Origin of the sequence: Siccibacter turicensis LMG 23730 (assembly GCF_000463155.2) — a bacterium.
Classification (GTDB): Bacteria; Pseudomonadota; Gammaproteobacteria; order Enterobacterales; family Enterobacteriaceae; genus Siccibacter; species Siccibacter turicensis.
This window is the reverse complement of the sequence record NZ_AWFZ01000017.1, coordinates 96415-107905: the sequence shown is the minus strand read 5'-3', so window position 1 is coordinate 107905 and position 11491 is coordinate 96415. Positions and strand designations below refer to the sequence as shown.

Genomic DNA, 11491 nt, shown 5'->3' with positions numbered 1-11491 from the left:
TCCCCTGAAATAAGCAAAGGCGCAGGAAACTGCGCCTTTTTTACAGGCTGATTATGATGAAACATATCCGAATCGCAGCGGGCATCATCCGCAACGCCGCAGGTGAAATCTTCATTACCCAGCGCGCGGCCGATGCGCATATGGCGGGTAAATCAGAGTTTCCCGGCGGGAAAATTGAGGCACACGAAACGCCTGAACAGGCGCTGGTGCGTGAGCTGCATGAAGAGATCGGTATTAGCGCCACGGACTTTACGCTGTTCCAGACGCTGGAACATACCTTCGACGACCGTCATATTGCTTTCTGGTTCTTCATGGTGGACGCCTGGGAGGGGGAGCCGTGGGGGAAAGAGGGGCAGGCAGGCAGTTGGGTTGCCCAGACCGCCCTCGACAGTAGCGCGTTCCCGCCTGCTAACGCTCCGGTCATCGCCCGCCTGCGTGACGCTGACGGACAATAACCACACGCTTGCCGCGATGTGCAGGGTGCCTCGCGGCCTGTCGAACAAGGCGCTGACCGCGATTGACGGCGGCCGCTGCCGTTTTAGTGCTGCTGTTCACTCCAGTCGTCGGTATCCGACAGATCGCCACTGCTGGGAATACGTTTTTCTTCGTCCGCCCACTCACCGAGATCGATAAGCTGGCAGCGCTTTGAACAGAAGGGCCGGTAGGGGCTGCTTTCGTTCCAGACGACGCTGCGGCCACAGGTTGGGCAATTGACGCGGGTAATATCACTGTCGCTCATTATTTCTCCTTAACAGCAGGCCAGTTCAAAATCGAGACGCTCCGGCACGCTGCCTTTTTCACTGTCGAGCGGCAGAAAACGAATCGCAAACCGGCTTTTATGACCTGAGATCTGCGGATAAAGTCCATCCGCCAGATTCAGCTGCAGACGCAGCAGATCGGTATCTTCGGCGTTATCCTGGTAAAAGCCGTTCAGGCTGGTCTGTTTACGTAGCGCGGAGGAGTTGCGCACCAGATCAAGCACCAGACGGAGCGCCTGATTGAGCGGCTCCAGGCTGGCGATCCAGCCATTTACCTGCTCATCGCGAATCTCCTGCGGCAGATAAAGCCACAGCTGCAGGCTGGGCAGATCGAAGCTGCAACAGCCGCCCGGAATACTCAGCCGCTGTCGTACCAGAGCGATAAGCCGGTCTTCACGCAGTACCTGTCCCATGCGCGGCGCGGCTAACAGCACGCTGCTGCACGCTTTCAGCTTATGACGCAGGGTGGCGATCATCTCCTGATCGACGCCGGGCACTTCAACCCATGCCTGCAGCTTACGCTGCTGCCGATCCAGCTCTTTGATCAGCTCAGATCGCACGTCGCCGCGTTCGAAGATATCCAGCAGATCGCCGGCGTTGCGGAAGAAGTGCAGGGCGGTGGCATGGTCGCGCAGCGGTAGCTGGGCATTCAGCTGGTTCAGAAGAAACTCGATGCGCAGCCAGGTGCGCATCTTCTCATTCAACGGGTGTTCGTAGAGGACGTGGGTGTGCATTACTCATATTCCTGTTGTTCGGCCTGCTTAGCCAGGGCGAGGTAGCGCTGATGCAGGCGGGCAACATCTGAAACAATCGCTTCTGGTGCGCCGTTATTATCGATGACGTCGTCGGCTATCGCCAGTCGTGCTTCCCGTGACGCCTGCGCGGCCAGCATTTTTTCCGCGAGTTCTCGCGGTACGTTATCCCGAAGCATAGTACGTCTGAGCTGGGTGTCAGGGGTGACGTCAACGACCAGAATGCGATCCGCATTTTTGTGTAACTGGTTTTCCACGAGCAGCGGAACAACCCAGAGTACGTAATCCGAGGTGGCTTGTGCAATTTCCTGCCGGGTTTGTTGTCCAATCAACGGATGCAGCAGGGCGTTTAACCAGGCTTTGTCTTCGGCGCGGGCAAAGATTTTTTCCCGCAGCGCGCGGCGGTTAAGCGTGCCGTCCGGCAAGCAGATGCCGCTGCCGAAACGATCGATAATGGCTGACAGTGCGGGCGTACCGGGTTCTACAACCTGACGGGCAATGATGTCTGCGTCGATAACCGTGACGCCAAGGTGCGCAAAGGCGTCGGCAACCGTGCTTTTGCCACTTCCTACTCCGCCCGTCAGCGCAACCGTATAAGCCATAAAAAGGTTCCTGAATTCTCGTCATGCGGCAAAAAAGAACGCATCAATCTGACCGTGCGTATTGATGCAGGATGCCTGTCCGTCTGGCTGCGTTGCAAATCCGGTGCGAAAAGCCATTTTTCAGGTAAATTTCCCGGATTGTAGCGCAAAAAAGAAGGTTTTCGCAGTCTTGCGGCGCCATTTTTAGTGCGTATGATAACGTCACTGGAGTTGGCAGTTGCACCGCCGCTTTTCTCTTTGCGTCCATCGCCATTAACCCAGGAATCCGCACATGCGTATTGAAGAAGATCTGAAGTTAGGTTTCAAAGACGTTCTTATCCGCCCTAAACGCTCCACGCTGAAAAGCCGCTCCGACGTTGAACTCGAACGTCAATTCACTTTCAAGCACGCTGGTATTTCCTGGTCCGGGGTTCCCATTATCGCTGCCAATATGGATACGGTAGGGACATTCGCCATGGCGAAAGCGCTGGCCGCATTCGATATTCTCACCGCCGTGCACAAACACTATAGCGTGCAGGACTGGGCGGGTTTCGTCAACGCCGTACCGGAAAGCACGCTGCGCCATGTAATGGTGTCGACCGGCACCTCTGATGCCGACTTTACCAAAACCAAACAGATCCTGGCGCTTTCGTCTCACCTCAAGTTTATCTGCATTGACGTCGCTAACGGCTACTCGGAACACTTCGTGAAGTTCCTCAGTAAAGCGCGCGAAGCCTGGCCGGATAAAGTCATCTGCGCGGGCAACGTGGTCACCGGCGAGATGTGTGAAGAGCTGATCCTCTCCGGGGCCGACATCGTTAAAGTTGGCATCGGTCCGGGTTCCGTCTGCACCACCCGTGTTAAGACCGGCGTGGGTTATCCGCAGCTCTCCGCGGTCATCGAGTGTGCCGACGCGGCGCATGGCCTCGGTGGCCAGATTGTCAGTGACGGCGGCTGCGCCGTACCGGGCGATGTCGCCAAAGCGTTCGGCGGCGGCGCCGATTTTGTGATGCTGGGTGGCATGCTGGCCGGGCATGACGAGAGCGGCGGTACGCTGGTGGAAGAGAACGGCGAGAAATTTATGCTGTTCTACGGCATGAGCTCCGAATCGGCGATGAACCGTCACGTAGGCGGCGTAGCGCAGTACCGTGCGGCAGAGGGCAAAACCGTGAAGCTCAAGCTGCGTGGCCCGGTGGAAAATACCGCGCGCGATATTCTCGGCGGCTTGCGCTCAGCATGCACATACGTCGGGGCGGAGCGCCTGAAAGAGCTGACCAAGCGCACCACCTTCATTCGCGTACTCGAGCAGGAGAACCGCGTATTCAACGGCAACTAAGCCGGGCGCGTTCCTCTGTTTTAACGGGCATCCAGCAGGATGCCCTTTTTTTATCCGGCGCTCATGGCATCCCCAAGATGGAAAATCGGCAGATACATGGCCACGACCAGGGTGCCGATGATGACGCCCATTACCACCATGATGATTGGTTCAAGCGCTGCGGCCAGGCTGTCGGCCCGTTCGCCGGTGCGTGCAGCGTGCAGCGCCGCCAGACGGTTGAGCATGGTATCCAGCGAGCCGGTCATCTCCCCGATGCGAATCAGTGGAGTACACCACGGGCTGAAGACGGTTTCCTCTTCCATGGCGCGCCAGAGCGGCTCCCCCTGTGAGACACGATGCGTTATACGCTCCATCGTCTGACGCCAGAACCGCGCGGGCAGGGTATTGTTCGCGCATCCCAGACCGTTGAGCAAAGGGATGCCGGCCTGCTGGGTTAAGGAGAGCACCATGTAGATCTGGCTTAACCGGTGCCCGCGTATCAGCTCCCCGGCAAGCGGCATTTTGAGTAGTGCCCGCTGACAGACGGTATGGCAGCGCGCATTACGCTGTGAGAGACGCCCGGCGGCCCAGACGACCGGCACGACGGCCAGCGCCAGAAATCCGTAGTCGGCCACCCCATCTGACAGGGCGATGACGCCCCGGGTCAGCGCCGGCAGCGGCGTGTTAAACGCCTGGTAGATAGCCGCGAACTCCGGCAGTACAAAGCCGAGCATCCCGGCGGTCACCGCCAGAGCAAGGGCAATAATAAAGCCCGGATAGCGAAGCGCTTTGTACACTTTCTTCTTCAATACCCACTGCGCCTCCTGCTGGCGCGCCAGATGCAGACAGCACTCCTCCAGCTTACCTGTCAGCTCTCCGGTTTCGATAAGTGCGACAAACAGCGGTGAGAAGATCTCCGGCCAGGCTTTCAGCGCCACGGAGAACGGCTCGCCCTGCAGAATTTGCCGGGTCAGGCGCTGCAGCAGCGCGCGCCACTGCGGCACCGGGTCCTGCTGCGCCATCAGCGTCAGCCCTTCAGCCAGCGTCACCCCGGCCTGTAGCAGGGTGGCAAGCTGGCGGGCGAACTGAATCACGTATTCGATGCGCCAGTAGCGGGACTGAACCCATTGATGGCGGAGCGCAAGCACCGTGATGCCTTCACTCTGGAGATCGAGTGCGGCATCGGCTTTGTCCGGCGACAGCATCACCCCCTGGCTGCGCTCCCCCTGTGCGGTGATACCCTCCCAGCGCCACAGCTGGCTACGCGGTGCCATGCGGCACACCTATTACGCGATATACCTCTTCGATGGTGGTTTTGCCTTCATCGACCGCCCGTAGCCCGTGGGCAAACAGGCTTTTCATGCCCTGCTGATGCGCCAGCTTTTCCGTTTCGCTGGCCGAGGCGCCGGCCACGATGAGGCGGCTCAGCTCCGGGGTGACGTTGAGCATTTCGAACAGCGCAATGCGGCCATAGAACCCGGCGTAGCAGCGTTCGCAGCCGTTGGCTTTCCAGTTGGGCAGCGGCTGCGGCCAGAGTGCTTTGGGCAGCTGCACCGGCTCAGGGTGCAGGCTGCGGCAGTGAGGGCAGAGCTTACGCACCAGCCGCTGCGCCAGCACCAGCTTGAGCGCCGAGGCCAGCATCCAGCGCGCGACGCCCATCTGCTCAAGGCGGGTAAGGGTTTCAATGGTGGAGTTGGTATGCAGGGTGGAGAGCACCAGATGGCCGGTTTGCGCGGCGTTGATGGCGATCTCTGCCGTCTCGCCATCCCGGATCTCGCCCACCATGATGATATCCGGGTCCTGACGTAGCAGGGCGCGCAGGATGGTCTGAAACGTCAGGCCTGCTTTAGGGTGGATCTGCGTCTGCGTTAACCCCGCCAGGGGCAGCTCGACGGGATCTTCCACGCTGCAGATATTAACCTCCGGCTGGTTTCTTTCCCCCAGCGCGCTGTAGAGCGTCATGGTTTTTCCACTGCCCGTCGGGCCGGTGACCAGCACCAGACCCTGGGGTTGATGGAGCGTATGGCGAAAGGTCTTCAGCTGTGACGAGCTCATACCGAGCGCGCCAGCATCAATGTGCTTCTTACCCTGGTGCTGCAGGCGCAGCACCACTTTTTCACCGTGCAGGCAGGGAAGCGTTGAAAGACGAAACGACACCTTCTGCTCCCCCAGCATGATGCTGAACTGCCCGTCCTGCGGAACCCGTCGCTCTGCAATATCCAGGTTACCCAGCACCTTCAGCCGTGCCGCGATGGTGGCGGCCATTTTAGCCGGTGCCCGTGCGGCCAGATGGAGTGCGCCATCAATACGCAGGCGCACCTGGTAACCGCTCTCGCCGGGTTCGAAGTGAATATCCGAGGCGCGACGCGCCAGCGCTTCGGTCAGGGTCTGGTTGACCCACTCCGTCACCGGCAGGTCCTCCTCCTGCGCCGCTGCGGGCGAGGCGGCATGCTGCTCCTTTTCCATACGCTCGGCGCTCCAGCACTCGATATCCACCTGTTTTGACGTTGAAAAGCGCAGGGCGTCCAGCAGCGCCTGGGCGGGATGCCCCACCACGGCAATATGGACAACCGTATCGGTAACGCCGATAAGATGCGCGCCGTAGCGTTTGCACAGTCCGGCGAGATGCGGGTTTGTCATGGTGGCCTCCCTTATTCCACGCTAAAGCGGAACACGTCCTCGCAGGCCTGCTGCAGGGCGCTGTCGCCCGTCACGGTGCAGACGCGGTTCCAGCCCTCAATCCCTTTGGCGTCGCTCCAGACTGGCGTCAGAGTGACCGTCAGCCCGTTGAGGCTCGATTTTCCGGCCAGGGTTACGACGCCTTTGCCGAGGCTCATCGACGAGACGTAGCGGCTGGTTCGTACGCCGGGAATACCGTTACTTCCGGCATCACAGCTGTTGAGGCCGCCGCGATCGATGGCGCACAGCTCAACGGCGGTGCGGTAGGGCAGGAACGTTTGCAGGACATCGGTTAATGCCGCTTTACGCAGGTAGTTCTGGTAAGCCGGTATGCCGACGGCGCTAAGGATAGCGATGATGGCGATCACCACCATCAATTCAATCAGGGTAAAGCCTTGCTGTTTGTTCATTTTCCACTCCTTGTGTTTAGGGTGAGCCCACTCTGGCAAAGGCAAACCGGACAGGCGAGCGGCAAAACAGCAATCGTGGAGAGGCTTTCAGGAGAAGATAAGGGGGTTGCAGTACGTTGAGTGGCGGGTGCGGTGAGGCTCGCAAAATAACGGCGCGGCCAGGCGGCGCGCCGTCGTCATGGGCTAGCGAAAACGCATGGAGAGATCGAGCGCGCGGACGTGTTTTGTCAGGGCGCCGACGGAGATAAAATCAACGCCGGTCAGGGCGAATTCGCGGATGGTTTCTTTGGTCACATTGCCGGAGACCTCAAGCCGCGCCTTGCCGGCGGTCAGCTTCACGGCTTCACGCATCTGCTCGGTGTCGAAGTTGTCGAGCATGATGATGTCGGCACCGGCGTCCAGCGCCTGCTGGAGCTCGTCCAGCGACTCCACTTCCACCTCAACCGGCACGTCCGGGTGCAGCCAGAACGCCTTTTCGATCGCCTGGCGAATCGAACCCGAGGCGATGATATGGTTCTCTTTGATCAGAAACGCATCTGACAGCCCGAGGCGGTGGTTGCTGCCTCCGCCGCACAGCACCGCATATTTCAGCGCGGTACGCAGGCCGGGCAGGGTTTTACGGGTGTCCAGCAGTTGGGTGTGGGTACCGGCAAGCAGGTCGACGTAGCTTTTCACCAGCGTGGCGACGCCGGAGAGGGTCTGCACAAAGTTGAGCGCCGTGCGCTCGCCGGTCAACAGCACGCGAGAGGGGCCGCGCAGTTCAAACAGCGGCTGTTCCGCGACGACGGTATCGCCGTCGTTCACATGCCAGGTGATGTTCACATCGCCACCAAGCTGAATAAAGACCTCTTCCACCCAGCGCTTACCGCAAAACACACCGTCTTCGCGGGTGATCACCACGGCGTGGGACTGGTTATCTGCCGGTAACAGTTGGGCGGTAATGTCATTATTCGCATCGGGCTCTCCGCCTAAATCTTCGCATAACGCCTGAGAAACGGTCTGCGGGATATCGAGCGTAATGCGCTCAAGCAGCGCGTCGCGTCGGTGGTCCGGATTATAGCGGCGAGGTGGCATGATAAACTCCAAAATGGTGGCGAATCAAAAGATTGAAACATGCTACTCTGAAGCGAGTTTAAGTACCATACAAAGGAGACACCCTTCATGCAGCTGAATGATGGCTGGCTGGTGGGCGTAAGAAAAGTACCTTCCTCCCATTTCGACGACCGGCCCGAGAACGAACCACCCTCGCTGCTGGTTGTGCATAATATCAGCCTGCCGCCGGGACAATTTGGCGGGCCGTGGATCGATGCGCTGTTTACCGGCACGCTGGACGCTTCCGCCGATCCCTTCTTTGCTGAAATCGTGCATCTGCGCGTCTCTGCACACTGTCTGATTCGCCGTGACGGTGAAATTGTGCAGTATGTGCCTTTCAACAAACGTGCCTGGCACGCGGGTGTCTCCTGTTATCAGGGGCGCGAACGCTGCAATGATTTTTCCATCGGCATTGAGCTTGAAGGCACCGATACGCTGGCCTATACCGACGCCCAGTATCAGCAGCTGGCAAATATCACCCGCGCGCTGAGCCACTGTTATCCGGCGCTGGCGCAGCATATGACGGGGCACAGCGACATCGCCCCACAACGCAAAACCGACCCTGGCCCGGCATTTGACTGGGATCGCTTTCGTGCGCTGGTCGCGACTTCGCATGATTAAGGAGAGAACATGACGTTGTTTACCCTGTTGTTAGTGTTAATCATTGAGCGTCTGTTCAAGCTTGGGGAGCACTGGCAACTGGATCACCGGCTGGAGGTAGTATTCCGTCGGGTCACGCGCTTTTCTCTGACCGCGACGCTTGCCATGACGCTGGCCGTGATGCTGGTTGTCTGGCTGCTGCTCGAAGCGCTGGAGGGGCTGTTCTTCAATCTGCCGCTGCTGGTGGTCTGGATCCTGATTGGCCTGCTGTGCATTGGTGCGGGTGTGGTTCGCCTGCACTACCATGCGTATCTCAAGGCCGCCAGCCGCGATGACAGCCATGCGCGTGATGCGATGGCATCCGAGCTGACGCTCATCCACGGTGTGCCGCCGGACTGCGACGAGCGCGAGTACCTGCGCGAGCTGCAAAACGCGCTGCTGTGGATTAACTACCGCTTTTACCTGGCACCGCTGTTCTGGTTTGTAGTCGGTGGTGAAGCGGGGCCGGTGCTGGTGTGTGGGTACGCTTTCCTGCGCGCCTGGCAGACCTGGCTTGCCCGTCATCACACTCCGGTTGAGCGCTTACGTTCCGGCATTGATGGCGTGCTGCACGTGGTTGACTGGATACCGGTGCGGCTGGTGGGCGTGGCCTATGCGCTTATCGGCCACGGTGAGAAGGCGCTGCCGGCATGGTTCGCCTCGCTTGCCGACCGGCATACCTCGCAGTATCACGTCCTGACACAGCTGGCGCAGTTCTCGCTGGCGCAGGAGCCGCATCTCGATAAGGTGAAGACCCCGAAAGCGGCGGTGTCCATGGCGAAGAAAGCGACGCTGGTGATTGTGGTGGTAGTGGCGCTACTAACGATTTACGGCACGCTGGTCTGAGCCAGCGCGCCGTGAGCCTCACGGATGATCGGCGGGCGGGGTGCCAAACACCGGCATGCCGTCCCCATCCCAGGTGATAAGCTTCAGGCGAGTGTGGCGATTCGGATCGTACAGCGGGTCGCCCTCAATTTCGGTGTAGTTCCGCGCGTGGTAAACCAGCACATCCTGCCCTTCGTGCGTCCTGGTAAAGCTGTTGTGCCCCGGTCCATACTGGCGGTTTTCGTAGCTGGTGGTGAACACCGGCTGCGGGGCCTTATGCCAGTTCTCAGGCTGCATCGGATCGGCGGCCATGTCTATCCAGAGTAGCCCCAGACAGTAGTTTTCATCCGTCGCACTGGCGGAATAGCTGATGAACAGGCGCTCGCCGTGGGTCAGCACGGCCGGCCCTTCGTTGACCAGAAATCCTCTGCACTCCCAGGCAAACTCCGGCTTGCTGAGCATCACCGGCGTGCTTTTCAGCGTCCAGGGGTTGGCCATTTCCGCAAGATAGATATTGGAGTTACCGGGGATGTCCGGTGCCTTCTGCGCCCAGAGATACCAGCGCTTCCCCTGATGGAGGAAGGTGGTGGCATCAAGGCAGAAGGTGTCGAAGGGCGTCACCAGCTGGCCTTTTTCCGTCCAGCGGCCGGTGAGCGGATCGGCATCGGCGCACTCCAGCACGAACATACGGTGCTGGAACATGTTCAGCGCATCCAGCGCTTTGGTCGCGGCCGCCGCGTAATAGATGTACCACTTGCCGTCGATATGGTGCAGTTCTGGCGCCCAGATGAGTTCGCTCATCGGCCCGCTGGCCGGTTTACGCCACACCACCACCGGAGCCGCATCGCGCAACCCTTCCAGCGTCGGGGCGCGGCGGATCTCCAGGCGATCGTACTCCGGCACCGAGGCGATGAAGTAGTAGTCATCATCGTGGCGCAGAATAAACGGGTCGGCGCGCTGTTCAATAAAGGGATTGGGCCAGGGAGAGGTATTCATAGCGGTTTCCTTACTGCGTCGGCAGCGTCCAGATTTTCATAGGCGTTCAGCTCACGATAGTTATCGCGGCGCTTCTCAAGGTCGGACTGGATCTGTTTCATCAGTTCACGGTCCACCTTCAGCAGGCGCACCACGCCGGCGGTAATGAGGTAGCCCACCGCCGGAATCACGGTAAACAGCATCATGATACCGGTGACTGCCGTGGCGCTCTGCTGTTTCGCGCTGGCGTCGTAGCCATACCATGAGAGCAGGAAGCCAACCATCGCCCCGGCTACCGCCAGCCCGACCTTCAGGAAGAAGATATTGCCGGAGAAGCTGATCCCGGTAATGCGCTTCCCGGTTTTCCATTCGCCGTAGTCGTCCACGTCCGCCATCAGCGACCAGTGCAGCGGGGAGGGGATCTGGTGCAGTACGTTCAGCAGGAAATAGAGCACGACTACCAGCATGGTGGCGCTCGGGTCAACAAACCAGAAGCCGCCGGAGAAGATCGCCAGCACGATGTTGGTCCAGAAGAACACTTTCAGTTTGCACCAGCGGTCAGTGAGCACCTTCGCCAGCATACTGCCGATCATCATGCCCACCACGCCGAGGCTGATAAACATAGTGGCGAAGCTGGTGCTCTGCTGCATTACCCAGGTGACGTAGTACATGGTGGCGGCCATGCGGATAAAGCCCGGGCAGACGTTGCACAGGGTCAGCAGCAGAATGCGTACCCACTGGTCGTTCTTCCAGATGTCCTTCATGTCCGCTTTCATCGCGTCTTTGCTGGGTACGGCGGGGCGGATGCGCTCGCGCACCGTGGCGAAGCTGAACAGGAACATGCACATGCCAACCAGCGCCAGCACGCCCATGGCCATCTGGTAGCCTTTGGCTTTGTCATCCCCGCCGAACCACTCTGCCATTGGCAGCAGGGTCAGGGAGAGCAGCAGGGTCGCCACACCGACCATCACAAAGCGATATGACTGGCAGGCCACGCGCTCGTGCGGATCGTTGGTGATGACGCTGCCCAGCGAGCAGTAGGGAATGTTGATCGCGGTATAAGCGAGCGACATCAAAAAGTAAGTGACAAAGGCATAGACAACTTTGCTGTTATAGCTCCAGTCCGGGGTGGTGAACATCAGCACGCTGAACAGGGCGTAAGGGAAGGCGACCCACAGCAGCCATGGACGAAAACGCCCCCATTTACTGTGGGTGCGGTCGGCAATGGCGCCCATGATCGGGTCGGTAATGGCATCGATCACGCGAATGGACAACAGCATGATGCCAACCAGCGCCGGGCTAAGCCCGAAGATGTCAGTATAAAAGTAGTTAACAAACAGCATGATGGCGCCAAAGATGATGTTGCATCCGGCATCGCCCATCCCGTAGCCGATCTTTTCCGTAACCGATAATTTTGCGTTTTGCATCGCCATGTCTCCTGCATGAGATATGGAGCAAATTATTG

13 protein-coding genes are annotated in these 11491 nt (G+C 59.3%); 4 read left to right on the top strand and 9 right to left on the bottom strand.

All coding sequences use genetic code 11. The features are described from left to right. Positions 1–56: 56 nt before the first annotated feature. Positions 57–455 carry an 8-oxo-dGTP diphosphatase MutT gene (gene mutT / locus DW58_RS02360; protein ID WP_024548570.1) on the top strand — a complete coding sequence of 133 codons (399 nt, stop codon included), beginning with the start codon at positions 57–59 and terminating at the stop codon, positions 453–455. A gap of 83 nt (positions 456–538) precedes the next feature. Here the strand turns inward: mutT and yacG are convergent, their stop codons facing one another. The 3 genes from yacG to coaE are packed head-to-tail and all read right to left on the bottom strand — an operon-like array spanning position 539 to position 2112. Next, on the bottom strand, positions 539–739 hold the full coding sequence (gene yacG / locus DW58_RS02355) for a DNA gyrase inhibitor YacG (protein ID WP_024548569.1): 201 nt from the start codon (positions 737–739) through the stop codon (positions 539–541). A gap of 9 nt (positions 740–748) precedes the next feature. Next, positions 749–1492, bottom strand: coding sequence for a cell division protein ZapD (zapD, locus tag DW58_RS02350; protein WP_024548568.1), 744 nt, complete (start codon positions 1490–1492; stop codon positions 749–751). Then, positions 1492–2112 (bottom strand): dephospho-CoA kinase, encoded by a 621-nt coding sequence (coaE, locus tag DW58_RS02345; protein ID WP_024548567.1) that lies wholly within the window; start codon positions 2110–2112, stop codon positions 1492–1494. The genes zapD and coaE overlap by 1 nt, the downstream gene beginning before the upstream one ends. A gap of 271 nt (positions 2113–2383) precedes the next feature. Here coaE and DW58_RS02340 point away from each other — a divergent pair, with 271 nt between their 5' ends. Continuing rightward, positions 2384–3427, top strand: coding sequence for a GMP reductase (locus DW58_RS02340; protein WP_024548566.1), 1044 nt, complete (start codon positions 2384–2386; stop codon positions 3425–3427). A gap of 50 nt (positions 3428–3477) precedes the next feature. Here the strand turns inward: DW58_RS02340 and hofC are convergent, their stop codons facing one another. From hofC to nadC, 4 genes are all read right to left on the bottom strand, one after another. Beyond that, positions 3478–4680: a protein transport protein HofC gene (gene hofC / locus DW58_RS02335; RefSeq protein ID WP_024548565.1), complete on the bottom strand. Its 1203-nt coding sequence runs from the start codon at positions 4678–4680 to the stop codon at positions 3478–3480. After that, positions 4667–6046 (bottom strand): type II secretion system protein GspE, encoded by a 1380-nt coding sequence (gene gspE, locus DW58_RS02330; protein ID WP_024548564.1) that lies wholly within the window; start codon positions 6044–6046, stop codon positions 4667–4669. Before gspE ends, hofC begins: the two co-directional genes overlap by 14 nt. Positions 6047–6057: 11 nt before the next feature. Beyond that, the gene (gene ppdD, locus DW58_RS02325; RefSeq protein ID WP_024548563.1) at positions 6058–6495 is read right to left on the bottom strand and encodes a prepilin peptidase-dependent pilin; all 438 of its coding nucleotides are present in this window, start codon (positions 6493–6495) and stop codon (positions 6058–6060) included. A 183-nt stretch (positions 6496–6678) separates the two neighbouring features. After that, on the bottom strand, positions 6679–7569 hold the full coding sequence (nadC, locus tag DW58_RS02320; protein ID WP_024548528.1) for a carboxylating nicotinate-nucleotide diphosphorylase: 891 nt from the start codon (positions 7567–7569) through the stop codon (positions 6679–6681). An 87-nt stretch (positions 7570–7656) separates the two neighbouring features. On the opposite strand from nadC, the gene ampD reads away from it, so the two are divergent. Beyond that, positions 7657–8208, top strand: coding sequence for a 1,6-anhydro-N-acetylmuramyl-L-alanine amidase AmpD (gene ampD / locus DW58_RS02315; RefSeq protein ID WP_024548527.1), 552 nt, complete (start codon positions 7657–7659; stop codon positions 8206–8208). Positions 8209–8217: 9 nt separating this feature from the next. Continuing rightward, the gene (ampE, locus tag DW58_RS02310; protein ID WP_024548526.1) at positions 8218–9072 is read left to right on the top strand and encodes a beta-lactamase regulator AmpE; all 855 of its coding nucleotides are present in this window, start codon (positions 8218–8220) and stop codon (positions 9070–9072) included. Positions 9073–9090: 18 nt separating this feature from the next. On the opposite strand, the gene DW58_RS02305 is transcribed toward ampE, so the two are convergent. After that, positions 9091–10047 (bottom strand): glycoside hydrolase family 43 protein, encoded by a 957-nt coding sequence (locus tag DW58_RS02305; RefSeq protein WP_024548525.1) that lies wholly within the window; start codon positions 10045–10047, stop codon positions 9091–9093. Then, positions 10044–11453 (bottom strand): glycoside-pentoside-hexuronide (GPH):cation symporter, encoded by a 1410-nt coding sequence (locus DW58_RS02300; RefSeq protein ID WP_024548524.1) that lies wholly within the window; start codon positions 11451–11453, stop codon positions 10044–10046. The genes DW58_RS02305 and DW58_RS02300 overlap by 4 nt, the downstream gene beginning before the upstream one ends. Positions 11454–11491: the final 38 nt, after the last annotated feature.

Excerpts from the sequence above, each read along its gene's own strand:
- nadC (WP_024548528.1), bottom strand. The coding sequence starts at position 7,569 with ATGCCACCTCGCCGCTATAATCCGGACCACCGACGCGACGCGCTGCTT.
- DW58_RS02300 (WP_024548524.1), bottom strand. The coding sequence starts at position 11,453 with ATGCAAAACGCAAAATTATCGGTTACGGAAAAGATCGGCTACGGGATG.
- DW58_RS02305 (WP_024548525.1), bottom strand. The coding sequence starts at position 10,047 with ATGAATACCTCTCCCTGGCCCAATCCCTTTATTGAACAGCGCGCCGAC.
- ppdD (WP_024548563.1), bottom strand. The coding sequence starts at position 6,495 with ATGAACAAACAGCAAGGCTTTACCCTGATTGAATTGATGGTGGTGATC.
- yacG (WP_024548569.1), bottom strand. The coding sequence starts at position 739 with ATGAGCGACAGTGATATTACCCGCGTCAATTGCCCAACCTGTGGCCGC.
- ampD (WP_024548527.1), top strand. The coding sequence starts at position 7,657 with ATGCAGCTGAATGATGGCTGGCTGGTGGGCGTAAGAAAAGTACCTTCC.
- gspE (WP_024548564.1), bottom strand. The coding sequence starts at position 6,046 with ATGACAAACCCGCATCTCGCCGGACTGTGCAAACGCTACGGCGCGCAT.
- mutT (WP_024548570.1), top strand. The coding sequence starts at position 57 with ATGAAACATATCCGAATCGCAGCGGGCATCATCCGCAACGCCGCAGGT.
- zapD (WP_024548568.1), bottom strand. The coding sequence starts at position 1,492 with ATGCACACCCACGTCCTCTACGAACACCCGTTGAATGAGAAGATGCGC.
- hofC (WP_024548565.1), bottom strand. The coding sequence starts at position 4,680 with ATGGCACCGCGTAGCCAGCTGTGGCGCTGGGAGGGTATCACCGCACAG.
- coaE (WP_024548567.1), bottom strand. The coding sequence starts at position 2,112 with ATGGCTTATACGGTTGCGCTGACGGGCGGAGTAGGAAGTGGCAAAAGC.
- ampE (WP_024548526.1), top strand. The coding sequence starts at position 8,218 with ATGACGTTGTTTACCCTGTTGTTAGTGTTAATCATTGAGCGTCTGTTC.
- DW58_RS02340 (WP_024548566.1), top strand. The coding sequence starts at position 2,384 with ATGCGTATTGAAGAAGATCTGAAGTTAGGTTTCAAAGACGTTCTTATC.